General features: G+C 68.7%; 20 protein-coding genes and 2 tRNA genes. 8 read left to right on the top strand and 14 right to left on the bottom strand.

The annotated features are described in order from the left end of the window. Nucleotides 1-51: 51 nt before the first annotated feature. From ASD65_RS01445 to ASD65_RS01435, 3 genes are all read right to left on the bottom strand, one after another. Entirely contained in the window at nt 52-1,497 is a 1,446-nt protein-coding gene (locus ASD65_RS01445; RefSeq protein ID WP_056217452.1) for a hypothetical protein, read from the bottom strand. A gap of 112 nt (nt 1,498-1,609) precedes the next feature. Continuing rightward, on the bottom strand, nt 1,610-2,149 hold the full coding sequence (locus ASD65_RS01440; protein WP_156378761.1) for a hypothetical protein: 540 nt from the start codon (nt 2,147-2,149) through the stop codon (nt 1,610-1,612). A 35-nt stretch (nt 2,150-2,184) separates the two neighbouring features. After that, complete coding sequence (locus tag ASD65_RS01435) at nt 2,185-2,871, bottom strand: hypothetical protein (RefSeq protein ID WP_235566569.1); 687 nt, start codon at nt 2,869-2,871, stop codon at nt 2,185-2,187. A gap of 158 nt (nt 2,872-3,029) precedes the next feature. Here ASD65_RS01435 and ASD65_RS01430 point away from each other — a divergent pair, with 158 nt between their 5' ends. Together ASD65_RS01430 and ASD65_RS01425 are read left to right on the top strand one after the other, a co-directional pair. Then, nucleotides 3,030-3,866, top strand: a complete 837-nt coding sequence (locus ASD65_RS01430) for a hypothetical protein (protein ID WP_056217442.1) — start codon at nt 3,030-3,032, stop codon at nt 3,864-3,866. Between the two features lie 38 nt (nt 3,867-3,904). After that, nucleotides 3,905-4,438, top strand: coding sequence for a hypothetical protein (locus ASD65_RS01425; RefSeq protein WP_156378760.1), 534 nt, complete (start codon nt 3,905-3,907; stop codon nt 4,436-4,438). A gap of 233 nt (nt 4,439-4,671) precedes the next feature. Here the strand turns inward: ASD65_RS01425 and ASD65_RS01420 are convergent. Continuing rightward, nucleotides 4,672-4,744 (bottom strand) — tRNA-Arg (locus tag ASD65_RS01420). A gap of 67 nt (nt 4,745-4,811) precedes the next feature. Here ASD65_RS01420 and orn point away from each other — a divergent pair. From orn to ASD65_RS01395, 5 genes are all read left to right on the top strand, one after another. Next, nucleotides 4,812-5,438: an oligoribonuclease gene (orn, locus tag ASD65_RS01415; RefSeq protein WP_056217437.1), complete on the top strand. Its 627-nt coding sequence runs from the start codon at nt 4,812-4,814 to the stop codon at nt 5,436-5,438. 36 nt (nt 5,439-5,474) lie between these two features. Beyond that, a tRNA-His gene (locus ASD65_RS01410) sits at nt 5,475-5,550 on the top strand. Between the two features lie 81 nt (nt 5,551-5,631). Beyond that, entirely contained in the window at nt 5,632-5,982 is a 351-nt protein-coding gene (locus ASD65_RS01405) for a metallopeptidase family protein (protein ID WP_056217434.1), read from the top strand. A gap of 2 nt (nt 5,983-5,984) precedes the next feature. Beyond that, entirely contained in the window at nt 5,985-6,281 is a 297-nt protein-coding gene (gene clpS, locus ASD65_RS01400; protein WP_235566568.1) for an ATP-dependent Clp protease adapter ClpS, read from the top strand. Continuing rightward, nucleotides 6,278-6,790 (top strand): DUF2017 family protein, encoded by a 513-nt coding sequence (locus tag ASD65_RS01395; protein ID WP_235566567.1) that lies wholly within the window; start codon nt 6,278-6,280, stop codon nt 6,788-6,790. The genes clpS and ASD65_RS01395 overlap by 4 nt, the downstream gene beginning before the upstream one ends. A gap of 3 nt (nt 6,791-6,793) precedes the next feature. Here ASD65_RS01395 and ASD65_RS01390 read toward each other — a convergent pair whose 3' ends face one another. From ASD65_RS01390 to gatC, 6 genes are all read right to left on the bottom strand, one after another. Continuing rightward, a complete protein-coding gene (locus ASD65_RS01390) occupies nt 6,794-7,387 on the bottom strand; it encodes a hypothetical protein (protein WP_082561525.1) in 594 nt (197 codons plus the stop codon). Beyond that, on the bottom strand, nt 7,362-7,682 hold the full coding sequence (locus tag ASD65_RS01385) for a hypothetical protein (protein WP_056217428.1): 321 nt from the start codon (nt 7,680-7,682) through the stop codon (nt 7,362-7,364). The genes ASD65_RS01390 and ASD65_RS01385 overlap by 26 nt, the downstream gene beginning before the upstream one ends. A 52-nt stretch (nt 7,683-7,734) precedes the next feature. Then, complete coding sequence (gene dinB, locus ASD65_RS01380; protein ID WP_056217426.1) at nt 7,735-8,994, bottom strand: DNA polymerase IV; 1,260 nt, start codon at nt 8,992-8,994, stop codon at nt 7,735-7,737. A 95-nt stretch (nt 8,995-9,089) separates the two neighbouring features. Continuing rightward, nucleotides 9,090-10,592, bottom strand: coding sequence for an Asp-tRNA(Asn)/Glu-tRNA(Gln) amidotransferase subunit GatB (gatB, locus tag ASD65_RS01375; RefSeq protein ID WP_056217423.1), 1,503 nt, complete (start codon nt 10,590-10,592; stop codon nt 9,090-9,092). Nucleotide 10,593: 1 nt separating this feature from the next. Next, nucleotides 10,594-12,102 carry an Asp-tRNA(Asn)/Glu-tRNA(Gln) amidotransferase subunit GatA gene (gene gatA / locus ASD65_RS01370; RefSeq protein WP_056217417.1) on the bottom strand — a complete coding sequence of 503 codons (1,509 nt, stop codon included), beginning with the start codon at nt 12,100-12,102 and terminating at the stop codon, nt 10,594-10,596. Beyond that, entirely contained in the window at nt 12,102-12,401 is a 300-nt protein-coding gene (gene gatC, locus ASD65_RS01365) for an Asp-tRNA(Asn)/Glu-tRNA(Gln) amidotransferase subunit GatC (RefSeq protein WP_056224353.1), read from the bottom strand. Before gatC ends, gatA begins: the two co-directional genes overlap by 1 nt. A gap of 68 nt (nt 12,402-12,469) precedes the next feature. Here gatC and ASD65_RS01360 point away from each other — a divergent pair, with 68 nt between their 5' ends. Beyond that, a complete protein-coding gene (locus tag ASD65_RS01360; RefSeq protein ID WP_056217414.1) occupies nt 12,470-14,173 on the top strand; it encodes a long-chain-fatty-acid--CoA ligase in 1,704 nt (567 codons plus the stop codon). A gap of 6 nt (nt 14,174-14,179) precedes the next feature. On the opposite strand, the gene ASD65_RS01355 is transcribed toward ASD65_RS01360, so the two are convergent. The 4 genes from ASD65_RS01355 to ASD65_RS01340 are packed head-to-tail and all read right to left on the bottom strand — an operon-like array spanning nt 14,180 to nt 19,199. Beyond that, complete coding sequence (locus tag ASD65_RS01355; protein WP_056217411.1) at nt 14,180-14,488, bottom strand: YciI family protein; 309 nt, start codon at nt 14,486-14,488, stop codon at nt 14,180-14,182. A 7-nt stretch (nt 14,489-14,495) separates the two neighbouring features. Then, a complete protein-coding gene (ligA, locus tag ASD65_RS01350; RefSeq protein ID WP_442922443.1) occupies nt 14,496-16,835 on the bottom strand; it encodes an NAD-dependent DNA ligase LigA in 2,340 nt (779 codons plus the stop codon). A gap of 51 nt (nt 16,836-16,886) precedes the next feature. Next, a complete protein-coding gene (gene mnmA, locus ASD65_RS01345; protein WP_082561524.1) occupies nt 16,887-17,990 on the bottom strand; it encodes a tRNA 2-thiouridine(34) synthase MnmA in 1,104 nt (367 codons plus the stop codon). Nucleotides 17,991-17,999: 9 nt separating this feature from the next. After that, nucleotides 18,000-19,199: a cysteine desulfurase family protein gene (locus tag ASD65_RS01340; RefSeq protein WP_056217402.1), complete on the bottom strand. Its 1,200-nt coding sequence runs from the start codon at nt 19,197-19,199 to the stop codon at nt 18,000-18,002. Between the last annotated feature and the right edge of the window lie 49 nt (nt 19,200-19,248).

Here is a 19,248-nt window from a genome sequence, read left to right as displayed (position 1 = left end):
AGCGCGCGCATGTAACGGAGCGTAAACGGCGGAGCCTCCGTAAGGCCCGGGCTAGTCTGGGCGGGCGATGCCCAGCGCTCGCAATTGCTGGATGTAGCGGAGGTCGTCGCTGGCGTACGCTGCGTGGGTGTCGGCGATGAGCGTCACGTCGTCCCAGTCGGATCGGACGAGTTCGTGGAGGGCGATCCTGAGCGAAGAGCGTCCTGGGTCGACCGCGCGCCAATCGAGAGTGTGCGCGGCCTCCGCGGTGACGACGGCCTGGAGTTCGGGGTTTCGACGGATGAACCGTGACGGGTATCCGCGGATGGTGATGTCCCCGGTGGCGTCGGTGAGGTCGAGCATCCATTCGGGGTCCTGCATGCGTTCGCGGTGCCATTGCGAGTAACGAGCGGTCGTCGCGGAGTCGGGGTCGTCGAGGGTCGGGTTGAGGATGAGTCCGCGCACTCGTCCTTTCAGAGTGACGCGGCGGAGTTCGCAGCCGAAGAGGAAGCCGGCCCCATGCGGGCACCGCAGGCCGTCGACGGTGACGTCTTCGAGTACGGCGCCGTTGAGGGAGCTGGACTGGAACTCGAGGTCGGTGACGTGCACGCGAGAGATCCGGGGACGCTCGTGGCGTTGCGTGGATCGCGCCGCGACGCAGTTCTCCAGGGTGAGGCGACGTGCGGTCACATCGGCCAGTTCGTCCCCCGGTTCGAGCCGGTGGTCACGATGGATAGTGCGCGGCGGATTTCGGCGGGCACTCTTCTTCAGAAGGTTCGCGGCCGATTCGTTCGCTGTGTGCACCAGCGCGGTGAGCGGTCGGGCCTCCGAATCGGAGACGCGCGGGATCAACCCGGGTATCGCAGTGAGGCTGCGGGCGCGTCCGATGTCCGGCCCCGCGGCGATCAGCCCGTCACTGACGACGTTCGCACTGTTCAGACCGAGCGGGAAGTCGACGGAGGTGATCGCCGAGAGATCCTCCGCAGAGAGCACGAGGAGCCGTTGGGGAGCCGACTCGCGAGCCTGGGTGGCGGCGATCAGAAGTCCTGATCCGCGATGCAGGATGCGTGCAGCACCTTCCCGCGCCGCGTCCACTGGGATCGGTTCCTGCAGAAGCGGACTTTGGCGTCGCCGCTTCAACAGAGTCATCGACGACAGGGAGATCAGCGATTCCATGGCAGCGGCGGAGTTCCCGACCGCGACGACGTCATCTGCTTCGGCGCGGAGGTATGTGTTGTACTTTCCGATCTTCGCCGTTGACCGGCGAGTGACCTCCGGTACCGTCAGATCGACCTCGGTCAGAGCATGGTCGGTCAATATCAGCGCACGTTCATTGGAGAGGGCGAGCGCGTCGCGCAGCATCCCGCGGAGCCCCGGGAGCACTCGCCACTGTCCGGTGCGTAGATTGAGAATGCCGAGTCGGTGCGTTGCGCGGCCCTCGACCCAGGAGGCGAGCAGGACGCGGTCGTCCAGCAGCACCGTGGCCGTGGGGAAGTGACGCGCTGCGTCTTCTGGCACCGGAACGTAAAGCTCGTGTACTTCGACAGGTGTCACGCTTGTCCGGAAATCCACGGATCACAGATTATCGCAGCCGCGCTTTCCCCATTCCTTGCACCGGCGCGGACGCTCGTCAGCGCTCGGCGGTGAACCACGCCGTTGGGCCATTGGTGAGCAACGGAGCATCCTTCGCCCCGAAACGGGAGGCGGCGTCCGGCCACGCGACGAAGTTCCTCTCCGCGCGACGCGCGATGTCCTTTGCGAGCGGGTCGACGGCGAACACGCCCATCCCGCTGGCGCGCACCAGGTTCATCAGCTCGCGAATGTACTCGACGGTGCGGGTATCGCCTGCGGGCACGGATGCCCGCAACTCCCCGTTCCGCAAGCTGTCATCCTCGAGGCGTGGTCGTACGAGGCTCGCGAGGCCGGTGCCGACGATCGCGTAGACCCACCCCCGACCAGACGGGTGACGCACCACATAATCGCGATGGAACATGCTCTCGGAGATGATGCTCGTGTCCACGAGGGTGACGTGAGGGCCCGCGCACTCGCCGAGCGAATCACGAAACGTCGGGGTGTCGGTCGTGGGTTGTTGAGATATGTCGACGAACCTCACTGTGGGTAGCAGGGTCCGAATTTCAGTACTGAACTGCGCTTCATCGGCGGGCGTCATGAAGACGCAGAGCCGGTGGAGCTTCGATCGTGTGCTCATGATGTCAGTGGTGACGTGATCCTGGTCGCCCGGTAGGACTGCCCGTCTTTCGTGGCTCGCCACCGTCGCCAGTGCTTTGTCGACAGGCGGAAAGGCAGATGCTCCTGCACGTGCGCGGCGGCATCGTGCAGCCGGTCGTCGGCGGGGAACGCGAGCCAGAGGGAAAGAGAGGAGGCGGTCGTGCCGAATGTGGCGCGTGCCCCGGAGGCGCCGAGGAGGCGCCCGTAGCCGTCCACGGCGAACCGACCGAACGCATCAGTATCGATCCCCTCGTACGGCGTTCGTGTCACGGGGTCGATCAGAGTCGCCTGCGCGTTCCAGACCAGTGAGGCGAGCGGATGCCCGTGGGCGGTCAACGCCCGCGAATTGGCACCGCTCAAGGCCTCGAGCGTGACATCGACGTTCTCTGAGCGAACGCGCCACTGTGTGTGCGTGCGCTGCCGGCTCTGCGGTCCGCCGAGGTGCGCTGCCGCGAACGCTTCAAGGCGATCTGTCACGTCGCTCGGGCCTCCGGCCCATAGCTGGAAGGACACTTCCGGCGCACCGATCGTCAGCACGGCGGCATCGAGGAACGCCCGCACACTCTCGTACGCGGTGCGGGGGTTCTTGGTGCGAAGCGAATGCGCACCGCCCGCCGAGGCCGGCAACCCGTCGTAGGTCACGACCTCCTGATTCACCGTCACGCCACCCATTATCTCGGCTACCGGGACTCGCGCGACGCGTCCGCGTGTGCTCGGGACGTGCGGGGCGCAGCAGGAACGACGGCAGCACGCACAGCTAATCTGAGCTGTGTGGCGCGGACGACAGCCGGCGGAGCCAAGGGTGAACGGATGAGGGCATCATGAGCAAGCGGACCATGGTGTTGCACAGCACGCATCAGGACCAGTTCGACGTGCCGGACAGGGAACTTGTGTTCTACGACCAGCCCTACGACGCCGAGCAGCTGTCGCGCATCACCGATGTGCACCTGTGGTCTCCACTTGACGGGCCCATCGGCCGTCTCCCGGAGATCATCACAGCGATGACGAGCTTGAAGACCCTCAGCATCGGCCCGGGGAGGGTCCTCCCCACCATCGTCACCCAACTGCGGCAGGGCGATCTCCCCGAGAGTTTGGAAGAGCTCTCGGTGCACATCGGCGATCGGACCCTGGTGTGGCCGGAGGTGGTGGTGCCGAACCTGAAGACCCTCTACGTCGGCGAGCCCTTCCGCTTCAAGAACGAGCACTTCCCCACACTCCGGGCGCTCTCCCTCTACCCGCAGAGATCTCTGAACAATGTGCGGCAGGCGCTCGAACTGCCGCTCGAAGAATTGAACCTGCTGAATGTGCCCACTGACGAGGAGATCTTCCGCCTCATCGAACCGGTCGGGCTCCGCCGTCTCGGACTGATCGGTGGACGCACGCTGACGAGCCTCACCGGGATCAGCGCGCTCCCCCAGTTGGAGTCGTTGCGGCTGAAGAACCTCACCGCCCTGGGTGACATCTCGGAGCTGGCGGCTCTCCAGCTACTCGAGATCGTGAACATCCAGTACTGCAAGAAGATCACCGGTATCGCGTCCATCAACGACCTCCCCCGACTGCGCAAGCTCACCCTGGTCGGATGCGGGAACATCGGCCTCAAGACCATCGAGGCCAAGTTGTCGGCACTGGAATGGGCCAACACAGGCGCGACCGCGTGACCGTCTGCCCATAGAGACTGCTCGGTAACCTTGGGAGCATGACGGAACTCTTCCGAAGTGCCACCGGATGCTTGCAGGAAGCCGGTTGGACGCGCGAGCCGCCTCCGTCCACGCAAGACGGTGTTCCCTCCGCGCTGCACACGGCACCCGAAACGGTGATCCGCTGGGTGTCCTCGTTCTCACTTCTGTCGAGCTCAGACGAGACGGTGTGGTTCTTATCCCGCCGCGACTACTCGACCGGCGCGGAGGGTGCGTTCGCGTGGAACGAGTGTGAACAGCTGAGCATTCAGGCTGCGACAACGGATGATGAGGCGGTCGCGGTTTCGCGTTTTTGGAAGCGCCACTTACCCATCCTGCTTTCCGTTCGCCACGGATACGAGTACCTGGCAGTGCGAGACGATGGAGCAGTCGTCCACGGAACGGAGCCAGAGTTTGAAGAGGCGGTTGTCGTGTTCTCCCACTTCGAGGATCTGCTGAGGTACATCAACGCGCGGCCAGCCCGACGCGACCACGTCGTCGACAGGCTACTGTTCGATGCCTCCCGCATCCCTGACACGACGCTAGGCCACTGACTCTCGGACTTCGGGTCCCAAGGGCAGATCGTCCGCACGCCCAGCAGCAACGGCACGCGCGTGGCGCTGCGCGTACGCTTCACGCGCGGCGTCTGCTTGCTCCTCGCCGTCCCATTGGTCCGGCAGCGGCTCGCCGCGACCGCACCGCCCTCCCCCGCGCCGCCCTCGCAACGCAAGAGTCCGAAGCCCCCACACCATCCATTTGGCTGCATGTTGGAACTTCGGACGTCAAGTGCCCCCGGTAGGAATCGAACCTACGACCAAGAGATTAGAAGGCTCTTGCTCTATCCACTGAGCTACGGAGGCGTGAAGCATCCAGATTATCGCGTCCCCCCGAAGGTTCCGTGTCGGACGGCTCGTTAGGATGGGAAACATGGTGGGGGCTTCCGAAAACGACCGACTCGTGTGGATCGACTGCGAGATGACAGGACTCGATCTCGCGATCGACGAAATCGTGGAGATCGCCGTCATCGTGACGGACTTCGAGCTGCGCGTGATCGATCCCGGATTCCAGATCGTGATCAAGCCGGATGACTCGGCAATGGCGAACATGAACGAGTTCGTCACGAACATGCACAAGTCGTCGGGGCTGTTCGACGAGATCCCCAACGGGGTCAGCCTGGCGGAGGCCGAGTTCCTGGCCCTGGAGTACATCCAGCGCTTCGTGGCGCTCGAGGGCAAAGCGCCCCTGGCCGGCAACACCATCGGCACCGACCGGATGTTCCTGGCGAAGTACATGCCGCGCATCGATCGCTGGCTGCACTACCGCAACGTGGACGTCTCCAGTGTCAAGGAGCTGTCCCGCCGCTGGTTCCCGCGCGCCTACATCCACGCCCCCGCCAAGAACGGCGGACACCGCGCTCTGGCCGACATCCAGGAGTCGATCCGGGAGCTCGCGTACTACCGTCAGGCCGTGTTCGTGTCCGAGCCCGGACCGACCAGCGATGACGCGCGGGCAGCCGCTGCATCCGTCGTGTCGTCGTTCGCCTCGGGCGTGTAATAGACTTGTCGGGTTGCCGCGAGAGCGGATGACATGGTGGGTATAGCTCAGTTGGTAGAGCGCGGCCTTGTGGTGGCCGATGTCGCGGGTTCGAGCCCCGTTACTCACCCCAAGTACTTCTTCGAGAAGACGGGGCATCAGGTGAGCGAGTCCCGATTCGCTCCCGCCCCGGGCAATCGAGACGAGCGATCCCATGATTGAGATGGATGCCGCGGCGTTCGAGTCACTCGTGATCGCCGAGCTCGACCTGCTTCCGGACGACATGATCGACGGACTCGACAACGTCGTGTTCGTGGTGGAGGACCGTCCCGAGGACGGCAGCCTCGACCTGCTCGGCCTGTACGACGGCTGGGCCCTGACCGAGCGCGACCGCTACGGGGTCGGCGAGCTGCCGGATCGCATCATCGTGTACCGCGAGCCGCATCTGCACGCCTGCGAGACGGCGGAGGAGCTGCGCGACGAGGTGCACACGACCCTGGTGCACGAGATCGCGCACTTCTACGGCATCGACGATGACCGGCTGCACGAACTCGGATGGGCCTGAGCATGTCGATCGCACTCCCCGAGGTCCACGAAGAGGTCCGCCTGGACGAGGCGGAGCAGACCATGCGTCCGTGGCAGACCGTCGTGTGGAACGATCCCGTCAACCTGATGAGCTACGTGGTGCACGTCTTCCGCGAGTACTTCGGGTACTCCGAGGCCGAGGCGACCCGCCTGATGCTCGCCGTCCACCACGACGGCCACGCGATCGTCGCCGAAGGGGCGCGTGAGCAGATGGAGCTCCACGCCCAGGCCATGCACGACTACGGCCTCTGGGCGACCGTGCGTCAGGTGTCGTCGTGACCGGCGACCGCACCGTGGTCATCGAGATCACCCGCATCGAGGCCGCGCACCTGGTCGGCCTCGTCGAGCAGTTCGTCGAGCTGCTCGAGGACACCGATCGCTCCGGCGCGCCGGTGGAGGACCCCGCGATCGCGCGTCTCGTCCCCGCCGCCTACGCCGACGACGACGAAGCGGCCCGCGAGTTCCGGTCACTGACCCAATCCGACCTACTCTCCCGCCGCGACAGCGATGCCCGCATCGTGCTGGCATCGCTGGGCTCGGACGACCTTCTGGCCGAGGATATCGAGCTCGACGACCCCCGCTTCGTCGAGGTCATCACGGTGAGGCTGTCACCCGACGAGATGCGATCCTGGATGCGCACCCTCGCGGCGGTACGGCTGGTCCTGGCGACGCGCCTGGGCATCGATACGGAAGACACCCACGACGACCACGATGCCCGCTTCGGCATCTACGACTGGCTGGGCTACCGTCTCGACGGGCTCGTGCGGGCGGCGTCGGGCGCGAGCTGAGCCTCAGGGCATCGCGAACAGCAGCGTCGCGTGCTGGTGCGGCTCGTCGCGCACGAGGTGCGCCTCCTCTTGCCGCGCCCACTGCTCCCAGTGCGGACGGTAGGTGTCGCCATCGCGGGTCAGAGCGCGCTGCTTGCGCGAGGCCGCGGGCGATTCGAGCCACACGCGCACGTCGCTGAGACGGGCCGTGACCGGTGTGAGCAGCCCGGAGCCCTCGATGATGAGCGGCAGCGACGGATCGACCGCGTGCGCCTCCGCCGGTTCGCCGGCCGCCCAGTCCCAGCGCTCCCACACGCCGATCAGCCCGCGCGCGTGCGGCACCAGAATCTGCTCCCGCGCGCGTTCGACACCTTGGTCGAGACCGTCCCAGCCCGGATAGATCGAATCGAGGGCAACGAGCTGCACTCGACCCCGCATCGGCCACTGCGCGACCAGGTCGCGCGCCAGCGTCGACTTTCCGGCGCCGCTGCGCCCGTCGATCAAGACGACGGGATTGGCGGCGCCGACAGCGCGCACCGCCTCGATGAGGCGTGCCAGCGCGGCTGCGCGCGCCTGGGCGACGGGGTCGGCGCTACTTCTTGAGGGCGCGGATGACACGGCTGAGTGCTCGACCGGCAACCCAGACGAAGGGGATGGCGACCGCGAGGAAGGCGACGATGTTCGGCTCGAAGCGCAGATCGTCACCACGACGGATGTAGGCGCCGAGCGGGATGGCGTAGCCACCGGCTCCCCCACCGCCGTTGCCCTCTTCGTCGGAGCCCCCGCCGAAACCGGACCACGTCATCGCCACCGGAATGAGGTGGACGCCCTCCAGCTCCCGAGGTTCGCCGTAGGCGCTGTTCACGCCGAGCGAGGCCGACTGCTTGCCGAGTTCCAGTGCGAGATTGGGCATGTCTCCACGGTACCGCGCGTGGGCGGCGATTCCCAGGGCGGGCCGCCGAGCGTCACGGCTCGGCGGTGGGCAGGGGGTTGGACGGCAGGGCGCTGATGGCGGGGCCACGGCCGAGGTGCGCCGCACGCGTGACCGCACCGCGCCCGAAGCGGGCGGTCGCGTCATCCAGTGCGCCTTCGACACGGCGCCACTCCTCGTCGTCGTCCCACAGGGCCAGGGCGGCGCCACCGGCGTGCTGCAGCTTTTCGGCGCGGACGCCCACCAGGCGCACGGCGCCCCGCAGATCGATGGCGTCGAACAGCTCGTGCGCGGCATCCCCGATCCGCTGCCCGACCGCGGTCGGCGACTCCAGCGTCTGCGAGCGGTTCACCGTGCTGAAGTCGGCGAAGCGCACCTTGATCGCGATCGTCGAGGCCTCCCACCCGTTCTTGCGGAGCCGGGCCCCGACGCGGTCCGCGAGGCGCCGCAGTTCGACGCGCAGCATCCGCAGATCGGAGACGTCTTCGTGGAAGGTCTCCTCGTGGCCGATGCTCTTCTCGACGCGGTGCGTGGACACCTCGCGCGGATCGACCCCGCGGGCGAGGGACCAGACCCGCTCCCCCATCGCCGGGCCCAGGGCCCTCGCGAGGACGTCCTGGGGTGTGTCACGGACGTCGGCGATCGTGTGGATCCCGCGTCCCTCCAGCGACTCGGCCGCCTTCGGTCCGACGCCCCACATGGCGCGCACGGAACGCGGACCGAGGAACGCAGCGGTGTCGTGCGCGGCCACGATGAGCAGGCCGTCGGGCTTGCTGATCGTCGAGGCCATCTTGGCGACGTGCTTGGTCGCCGCGACGCCGACACTGCAGGTCAGGCCGGTCTCGGCGAGCACCCGCCGTCGCACTTCGTGGCCGATCGCACCGGGCGAGCCCCACAGCCGGCGCGCGCCGCGCACGTCGAGGAACGCCTCGTCGATCGACAGCGGCTCCACCAGCGGGGTGAAGGTGTGGAAGATCTCCATCACCTGCGCCGACAGGGCGAGGTACCGCTCGAAGTGCGGCATGACGACGATGGCGTGCGGGCACAGCCGCAGCGCCTGCGACACCGGCATCGCCGAGCGCACACCGAAGCGACGCGCCTCGTACGAGGCGCTGGAGACCACCGAGCGCCCCTCGGGCGCGCCGATGATGATCGGCTTGCCCTTCAGCGACGGGTTGTCGAGCACCTCGACCGAGGCGTAGAAGGCGTCCATGTCGACGTGCAGGATGCCCGTGCCGGAGTCGTCGGCGCCGTCGAGTGAGACGAGTCTCCCCGTGCCGTCCCCGCGTCCCATGGGTCCATCCTCCCCCGCACCACCGACATCTGCGCGAACATGCGGAACGGGCATGCCCCCCGCCGAAGCCGGATGGACATGCCCGTTCGGCTACATCACAGCTGGGCGGCGCGCTCCAGCACGAGCTCACGGACGCGGGCGGCATCCGCCTGTCCGCGCATCGCCTTCATGACGGCGCCGATCACGGCACCGGCGGCCTGCACCTTGCCGTCGCGGATCTTCGCGAGCACGTCGGGCTGCGACACGAGGGCCTCATCGATCGCGGCGATCAGCGCACCGTCATCCGACACCACGGCCAGGCCGCGCGCGTCGACGACTTCCTGCGGCGTGCCTTCGCCGGCTGCGACGCCCTCGAGCACCTGACGCGCGAGCTTGTCGGTCAGCGCGCCCGCATCCACGAGACCCTGCAGCGCCGCCACGTCGGCGGGCGTAACCAGATCGGATGCCTCGCGCCCCTGTGCGTTCGCGATGCGGGTGAGCTCGCCGGTCCACCATTTGCGGGCGGCGGCGGGCGACGCGCCGGCGGCGACCGTGGCCTCCACCTCGGCGAGCAGTCCACCGTTGGCGACGTCCTGGAACTCCAGGTCGGTGAAGCCCCACGCGTCCTTCAGGCGGCGACGACGCACGGCCGGCGGCTCGGGAAGGGCGGCGCGCAGCTCTTCGATCAGCTCGAGCGACGGCACCACGGGCAGCAGGTCGGGCTCTGGGAAGTACCGGTAGTCATCGGCGTCGGACTTGGGGCGACCCGGCGAGGTCGTGCCGGTGTCCTCGTGCCAGTGCCGCGTCTCCTGCGTGATCGTGCCACCGGCGGCGAGGATGGCCGCCTGTCGCTGGATCTCGTAGCGCACGGCCCGCTCCACGGAGCGCATCGAGTTGACGTTCTTGGTCTCGGTGCGGGTACCGAGCTTCTCCTGGCCGCGCGGGCGCAGCGAGACGTTCGCGTCGCAGCGCAGGTTGCCGCGCTCCATCTTCGCGTCGGAGATGCCGAGCGAGAGCACGATGTCGCGGATCGTCTGCACGTACGCCTTGGCGATCTCGGGCGCACGGTGCTCGGTGCCGTAGATCACCTTGGTGACGATCTCGACGAGCGGGACGCCGGCGCGGTTGTAGTCGACCAGCGAGTGCTCCGCACCCTGGATGCGGCCGGTCGAGCCACCGACGTGCGTGAGCTTGCCGGCATCCTCTTCCATGTGCGCGCGCTCGATCGGCACCGTGACGATCGTGCCGTCCGCCAGCTCCACGTCGACCGAGCCCTCGAAGGCGATCGGCTCGTCGTACTGGCTGATCTGGTAGTTCTTGCCCATGTCGGGGTAGAAGTAGTTCTTGCGGGCGAAGCGGCTCGACGGCGCGATCGAGCAGCCGAGGGCGAGCCCGAGCGAGATCGAGTACTTCACGGCCTCGCCGTTGACGACCGGCAGCGAGCCGGGCAGTCCCAGATCCACCGGCGCGAGATCGGTGTTGGGCTCGCGACCGAACGAGTTCGGCGCGGCCGAGAACATCTTGGTCTTCGTGTTGAGTTCGACGTGGACCTCGAAGCCGAGCACCGGCTCGAACAGCTCGAGGGCCTTGTCGAAGTCCATCAACTTGTCCTTCGCCATGTCAGGCCTTCCCTCCGAGCAGGGGTGCTCGGTCCAGGAGCGGTCCGCCCCACTGATCCACCAGCAGCGCCTCGAGCGCGGCGCCGACGCGATACAGGCGCGCGTCCTCGCGGGCAGGGGCGAGGAACTGGATGCCGACCGGCAGTCCGTCCTCCTCCGCCAGGCCCGACGGGATCGAGATGCCCGGAACACCGGCCAGGTTCGCCGGGATCGTCGTGACGTCGTTCAGGTACATCTGCAACGGGTCGTCGATCTTCTCGCCGAGCTTGAACGCGGTGGTCGGAGCCGACGGGGTCGCGATGACGTCGACCTGTGCGAACGCCTGGTCGAAGTCGCGCTGGATGAGCGTGCGCACCTTCTGGGCCGACCCATAGTAGGCGTCGTAGTAGCCCGCCGACAGTGCGTAGGTGCCGAGGATGATGCGGCGCTTGACCTCGTCGCCGAAGCCGGCGTCGCGCGTGGCGGCCATGACGTCCTCGACGGTGCCGCGGACGTCGGCCCGCATACCGAAGCGCACCGAGTCGAACTTCGCCAGGTTGCTGGATGCCTCGGCCGGGAGGATCAGGTAGTACGCGGCGACGCCGTACTCGAAGTGCGGGGCGCTGATCTCGACGATCTCGGCGCCCTGCGCCTCCATCGTCGCCAGAGCGGCGCGGAAGGATGCCGAGACACCCTTCTGGAAGCCGCTGTCGGGCAGCTCGGTGATGACACCGACCTTGAGCCCCTTCAGCACGTCGCCACGGGCGCCCTCGCGGGCGGCATCGGCGAACGAGGGCCAGGCGTCGGTGAGCGACGTGGAATCGCGCGGGTCGTGCCCGCCGATGACGTCGTGCAGCAGCCCTGCGTCCAGGACCGACCGGGTGACCGGGCCGACCTGGTCGAGGCTGGAGGCCAGCGCGATCGCGCCGTAGCGGCTGACGCCGCCGTACGTCGGCTTGATGCCGACCGTGCCGGTGACGTGTGCGGGCTGACGGATCGATCCACCGGTGTCGGAGCCGAGGGCCAGCGGCGCTTCGAAGGCGGCGACGGCAGCGGCGGAGCCACCGCCGGAGCCTCCGGGGATGCGGTCCAGGTCCCACGGGTTGTGGGTCGGGCCGTACGCGGAGTGCTCGGTGGAGGAGCCCATCGCGAACTCGTCCATGTTGGTCTTGCCGAGCGGGATCAGGCCCGCGGCACGGGAGCGCGCCACCACCGTCGCATCGAACGGGGACATGTAGCCCTCGAGGATGCGGGAACCGCTCGTGGAGGGCATGTCGGTCGTGACGAGCACGTCCTTGACGGCCAGCGGCACACCGGCGACGGGGCCGAGGTCCTCGCCGGCAGCGCGGCGACGGTCGACGTCGGCCGCGGCATCCAGCGCGTGCGCGTTGACGTGCAGGAAGGCGTGGATGTCGCCGTCGACGGCAGCGATGCGGTCCAGGTGGGCCTGCGTCGCCTCGACGCTGGAGATCTCGCGCGCGGCGAGCTTCTCGGCCAGCGCGGCGGCGCTGAGTCGGGTGATGTCGGACACTACTGCTCCTCCCCCAGGATCGCGGTGACGCGGAATCGGCCGTCGGAGGCGTCGGGCGCGTTCTGCAGCGCCTGGGCCTGGGTGAGCGTCTCGCCCACCACATCGGGACGGTAGACGTTCTGCAGCGGGATCGGGTGGCTCGTCGCGACGATGTCGGGCGTTGCCACCTCGGACACCTTGGCGATGTTGTCGACGATGGCGTCGAGCTGCCCGGTCAGGCGCTCGACCTCCCCGTCGCTGAGCTGGATCCGGGCGAGCACACCGAGATGGCGCACGAGATCAGGGGTGATTTCAGACACCACACCATTCTAGGCGGGCGGGCACCGGTCTCCCGGCGGGGCGGACCGGCCGGGCATAGGGTGAGGGAGTGACGACGACGTATGACCCGCCTCGCCCCTGGATCGCCAGCTACGCCGAAGGCGTCCCCGAAGACCTCGCACCCGTCAGCGGTTCGCTCGTCGACATCGTGGAGGCATCAGCTCGGGACTACCCCGATGCCCCGGCCCTGCAGTTCTTCGGCCGCGAGACGTCCTACCGCGACCTGCAGGAGGCCATCGAACGTGCGGCCGCCGGGCTGAAGACACTCGGCGTCGGCCCCGGCGACCCGGTCGCGATCGTGCTGCCGAACTGTCCGCAGCACATCGTGGCGTTCTACGCGGTGCTGCGGCTCGGCGCGATCGTCGTCGAGCACAACCCGCTGTACACACCGCGCGAGCTGCGCAAGCAGTTCGAGGACCACGGTGCGAAGACCGCCATCGTGTGGAGCAAGGTCGTCGAGACCGTGCAGAACTTCCCGGCCGACCTCGCCATGGGCAACCTCATCTCCGTCGACGTCACGCAGGCGATGCCGTTCGGCACCCGTATGGCGCTCAAGCTGCCGATCGCGAAGGCGCGCGAGTCGCGCGATGCCCTGCATGCCCGCGTCACCGGAACCATCCGCTGGGAGCAGCTGCTGCGCGCCGAGCGGATCCCGGCGACGCACCCCAGGCCCGCGACCGATAACCTCGCGATCATCCAGTACACGAGCGGCACCACCGGCACCCCGAAGGGCGCCGCGCTCACGCACCGCAACCTGCTGGCCAACGCCGCACAGGCGCAGGCCTGGGTGCCCTCGATCGTGCGGGGCAACGGATGCGTCGTCTACGCCGTGCTCCCGATGTTCCACGCGTACGGCCTGACCCTGTGCCTCACCTTCGCGATGTCGATGGGGGCACGGCTCGTGCTGTTCCCGAAGTTCGACCCCGACATGGTGCTCGCGGTCACGAAGAAGCACCCCGCGACCTTCCTCCCCCTCGTGCCGCCGATCGCCGACCGGCTGCTCAAGGCGGCCCTGGAGAAGGGCGTCTCGCTCGCGGGCACCGAGGTCGCGATCTCGGGTGCCATGGCGCTCCCGCACGAGCTCGTCGTGCCCTTCGAAAAGGCATCCGGAGGGTTCCTCGTCGAGGGCTACGGGCTGAGCGAGTGCTCGCCGGTCCTGATGGCCAACCCCGTCGCCGACAACCGCGTCGCCGGCACCGTCGGCCTCCCCCTTCCCGGCACGGAGTGCCGCGTCGTGGACCCCGACGATCTGACCAAGGACGTGCCGCAGGGCGAGCGCGGCGAGCTCATCGTGCGCGGCCCGCAGGTCTTCCAGGGCTACTACGGCAAGCCCGAAGACACCGAGGCCGTATTCACGAACGGCTGGTTCCGCACCGGCGACATCGTCACGATCGACGACGCCGGCTTCGTGCGGATCGTCGACCGCATCAAGGAGCTCATCATCACCGGCGGCTTCAACGTCGCACCGACCGAGGTCGAGATCGCACTGCGCCAGCACCCGCTGGTGCAGGACGCGGCCGTCGTCGGCCTGCCCAGCGAGCACTCAGGCGAGGAAGTCGTCGCCGCGATCGTCGTCGAGCCGGGTTCGGACGTCGATGTGGAGGCGGTCCGCGAGTTCGTGCGCGGCATCCTGACCCCGTACAAGGTGCCGCGTCGCATCTTCGTCGTCGACGAGCTGCCCAAGTCGCTCATCGGCAAAGTGCTGCGTCGTCAGGTGCGCGATTCGCTGATCGCGCTGAACGCCGGTTCCTGACCCGCCTCAGTCGGCGAGCCCGTCGCGGGCGACCGCGACGGCGTAGGGATGCAGCGTCGCCGCCATGACTCCGCCGGCGACGGCGGGATCATCGCGCATGATCACGAGAGCGGATGCCTCGTCCGGCGCCTCGAAGATCGTGAGGCCGAACGTGCCGACGTCCTCCTGCGTGCGCCCGGCGAGGATCAGGACGCCGCGCTCCTTGAGCGCGAGCAGGTATTGGAAGTGCGCGGACACGACCGCGATCTCATGCTCGGTGGCCTCCGCGACCATCTCCGGCCGGGTCGGCACGATCTTGTAGAGCCACTGACTCATGCCGCGATCATCCCGCGTCGGGGACGAGGGCGTCCAGCGCGGCGGGGCCTTCGGTGACGAGGATGTGGAACTGTGCGGCGTCGATGATGCGCACGCCCAGCGTTTCGGCCTTCTCCAGCTTGGATCCGGCACCGGGTCCGGCAGCGACGAAGTCGGTCTTCTTGGACACGCTCGACGCCGCCTTGCCACCGGCGTCGATGATCGCCTGCTGTGCCCCGTCGCGCGAGTAGCCCTCGAGCGAGCCGGTCGCCACGACCGTGAGCCCCGCGAGCACACCCCCGGCGGCCACGGCCGCGCCGGGACCCGGGTGACCGGGAGTCTCCCACTGCACGCCCGCAGCGGTCCAGCGCTCGACGATCTCCTGGTGCCAGTCGACGGTGAACCACTCGAGCAGGGAGTCCGCGATGAGCGGTCCGACGCCCTCGACCGCCGCGAGATCTTCGATGCTCGCTGTCCGGATGAGCTCGAGGCTCCCGAACCACTCGGCCAGCGCACGGGCGGCCACGGGGCCGACGCGGCGGATGTTGAGCGAGACGAGCAGCCGCCAGAGCTCCTTCGTGCGTGCCCGCTCGAGCTCGGCGATCAGCTTGGTGGCGGCCTCGGACGGCGACACGACGACGAAGTCCTTGCGGATGCCGGCGGCCCGGCGCTCGGCCGCGGTCATGCCTTCGCTGCCCGGCGGGTAGTCCCTGCGAGTCTTCTGGAACGGCGCCCGCAGCTTCACGGTGCCGTCGTCGTCCTCCTTGGGAAGACCGGTCTCGGCATCCCGCACGACGACCTGGATCGGCACGAGCTCATCGACGGTCAGCTCGAACAGGCGCGCCTCGGTGACGAGCGGCGGCGTGCTCGGCTCGGCCGGCTGGGTGAGGGCCGCGGCGGTGACCTCACCGAGGGCCTCCACATCCAGCGCGCCGCGCGACCCGATGTGCTCGACGCGCCCGCGCACCTGCGCCGGGCAGGCCCGCGCGTTGGGGCAGCGCAGGTCGATGTCGCCCTCTTTCATGGCGCGCAGCGTGTGCCCGCACTCGGGGCAGGCCTCCGGCATCCGCCATTCGCGTTCACTGCCGTCACGGCGCTCGACCACCGCTCCGAGAATCTCGGGGATGACGTCACCGGCCTTGCGCAGCACCACGGTGTCGCCGAGCAGCACGCCCTTGGCCTTGACCACCTGCTGGTTGTGCAGAGTCGCCTGACGCACGGTGCTGCCGGCGACCTTCACCGGCTCCATCACGGCGTACGGCGTGGCCCGGCCAGTGCGCCCGACGCCGACGATGATGTCGAGCAGCTTCGTGTAGACCTCTTCGGGCGGGTACTTGTAGGCGATCGCCCAGCGTGGGGCACGGCTGGTGGCCCCGAGTTCGTCGTGCAGCGCGAGGTCGTCGACCTTGACGACGATGCCGTCGATCTCGTGCTCGACGTCGTGCCGGTGCTGACCACGGTCGGCGATGTAGTCGACGACCTCGTCGACCGTGTCGAACACGCGGGAGTACGGCGAGACCGGAAGACCCCAGCCGGAGAGGAGATCGTAGATCTCGGACTGATTGCGCAGCGGCGGCCGGGCCCACGCGCCGATGCCGTGCAGGTACAGCGCGAGCCGCGACAGCCGGTCTCGCATCAGCTCGAACTGCTCGGGCGACTTGTTGTCGGCCCGTTGGCGGAGACTGCCTGCGGCCGTGTTGCGCGCGTTGGCGAACTCCGGGAATTTCGTCGGCACCGACTCCGGGTCGCGTCCACGGCTGACCTGCTCGGCGAGATACGCCGCCTGCAGGGCGTGCTGGCGCTCGTTGAGCGCCTCGAAGTCCTCGGGGCGGAGGAACACCTCGCCGCGGACCTCGAAGAACTCGGGGAAGCCGGTGCCCTCGAGTTGACGGGGGATCGCCGGGATCCACTGCACGTTCTCGGTGATGTCTTCGCCCGTGCGGCCGTCGCCGCGCGTGGTCGCGGTCTCGAGCACGCCGTTGCGGTAGGCCAGGCTGATCGCGAGACCGTCGATCTTGAGCTCGCTCAGCCAGCGGATCGGCGCGCCCGCGGCGGCCTGGGTCTTGTGCGCCCACTCGCGGAATTCGTCGGTGCTGAAGACGTTGTCGAGGCTCAGCATCCGCTCGGCATGCGTGTGCGGCGGGAATCCGACCGATACGATGCCGGCGCCGACCTGCTGGGTCGGGCTGTCCTGGGTCAGCAGTGCGGGGAACGCCTGCTCGAGCGCTTCGAGGCGGTGGATGTCGGTGTCGTACTCCGCATCGCTGACGAGACTGACGCCCTCGGAGTAGTACGTGACGCGATAGCGCTCGATCCGCTCGCGGAGTGCGAGCACTTCGTCCCGAGCCTGCTGGAAGTCCTCTGGCAACTCGTTCACTCCGCCAGTCTAGGAGCCGCTTCCGACACCGACGAGACGGATTCAGGCGTCGACGGGAACCGCGGAGACCGTCCGGTCGATCGTGAACTGGCCGAGCACCCGTGTGCCGTCGTAGAGCACGGCGGTCTGGCCGGGGGCGACGCCGTCGAGCGGCGTCTCAGGCGTCACGACGAGGAATCCGGATGCCTCGTCCATGCGCGCCATCGCCGGCACCGGGTCGGCGTGGGCACGGATCTGCACGTGGCAGGCGTACTCGGAGGACTCGGGGGCGCGGCCGGCCCAGGTGTGGCGCGCGCCGGAGATCTCGCCGATGGCCAGGGCCTCCTTGGGGCCGACGATCACGGTGTTGGTGACCGGGCGGATCTCCAGGACGAACCGGGGCTTGCCGTCGGGGGCGGGTACACCGAGGTGCAGTCCGCGGCGCTGGCCGACGGTGTACCCGTGCGCGCCTTCGTGCGAGCCGACGACGGCGCCGGATCGGTCGACGATCTCGCCGGTGGCCGTGCCGACCTTCTCGGCGAGCCAGCCGCGCGTGTCGCCGTCGGGGATGAAGCAGATGTCGTGGCTGTCGGGCTTCTGTGCCACCGTCAGGCCGCGCTCGGCGGCTTCGGCGCGCACGATCGCCTTGGACGGCGTCGATCCGAGCGGGAAGTAGGTGTGCGCAAGCTGCTGCTCGTTCAGGACGCCCAGCACGTAGGACTGGTCCTTCGCCTCGTCGGACGCGCGGTGCAGTTCACGCCCTTCGGGGCCGTCGACCAGCGTCGCGTAGTGGCCGGTGCAGACGGCGTCGAAGCCGAGCTCGAGCGCGCGCTCCAGGAGCGCGGCGAACTTGATCTTCTCGTTGCACCGCATGCACGGGTTGGGGGTGCGGCCGGCCTGGTACTCGGCGATGAAGTCGTCGATCACGTCGTCGCGGAATCGCTCGGAGAAGTCCCACACGTAGAACGGGATGCCGAGGAGATCGGCGGCGCGACGGGCGTCCATCGCGTCCTCGATCGTGCAGCAGCCGCGGCTGCCGGTGCGCAGAGTGCCACCGGCGCGCGAGAGAGCCAGGTGCACGCCGACCACGTCATGGCCTTCGTCGACGGCGCGCGCGGCCGCGACGGCGGAGTCCACTCCCCCGCTCATGGCCGCCAGAATTCGCATTCGACCAGTCTACGTTCGCGCGCCTGAACGGGGCCCGGATGCGCTCGCCCGTGCATAGGCCTCGGGCAGCGCCGCGAGGAACGCGTCGACCTCGCCGTCGTCCGAGGTACGACCGAGCGTGAGTCGCAGCACCCGGTTCGCCGCGGCATCACCCCGTCCCATCGCCCGCACCACGTGCGAGGGCTCGGGCACGCCGGCCTGACACGCCGATCCGGTCGAGACGGCCACACCGGCACGATCCATCAGGAACAGCAGCGCGTCGCCCTCGGCGGCCGGGAACAGGATGTGGGCGTTGCCGGGCAGCCGGTCGACGGGATCGCCGAGCAGTTCGGCCCCGGGGACCAGGTCACGTATGCCGCGGACCAGCCGGTCGCGCAGCGCGGCCAGTCGCACTGTCTCGGTCTCGCGCTCGGCCTCGGCGAGTTCCGCGGCCACCGCGAAGGCGGCGGCTCCGGCGACGTCCTGCGTGCCCGAGCGCAGCCCGCGCTGCTGCCCGCCGCCGTGCTGCAGCGCCTGCAGCGTCGCGTCGCGGGACACCACGAGCGCACCGACGCCGGCCGGTCCGCCGATCTTGTGTGCGGACAGGCTCATCGCGACGAGTCCGGCACGGCGCGACCGGGTCGCTGCGCGCACGGCGCGGAACCCCATCGGCACGTGACCGAAGGCGCTGGTGGCGTCCAGGTGCACCGGCACCTCGGCGAGCGCCGCACTCTCGACGAGGGCTTCGACGGACTGGAGCGTGCCGACCTCGTTGTTCGCCGCCAGGAACGTGGCGAGTGCGGCGCCGGCGACGGCTTCGGACCAGGCGTCGGGGCGGATGCGGCCGACCTCGTCGACGGGCACCCAGGTGAGCTCGGCGCCCTCCGCCGCCGCGAGCCACTCGACCGTGTCGATCGTGGCGTGATGCTCGGCCGTGGGCACGACGATGCGGCGCAGCTCGGAAGCGTGGCGCGCGGCATCCGCCCACCAGAGCCCCTTCACGGCGAGGTTGATGGATTCGGTGCCGCCGGATGTGAAGACGATCTCGATGGGGTCGCAGTCGACCACCGCCGCCAACCGCTCCCGCGATTCTTCGAGCAGGCGCCGGGCGTCCTGCCCGCCCCCGTGGATCGACGCGGGGTTGCCGACGAGATCCGCCGCGGTCAGCCATGCCTCCCGCGCCTCGGGGCGCAGCGGGGTGGTGGCCGCATGATCGAGGTAGGCGCGCATGCCCCGCCTTTCCGCTCGTAACGCGATGGACTCACGTCATAACTACTGT

The sequence above is a fragment of the Microbacterium sp. Root61 genome (assembly GCF_001427525.1).
Classification (GTDB): Bacteria; Actinomycetota; Actinomycetes; order Actinomycetales; family Microbacteriaceae; genus Microbacterium.
This window is presented reverse-complemented; position numbering and strand designations above follow the sequence as displayed.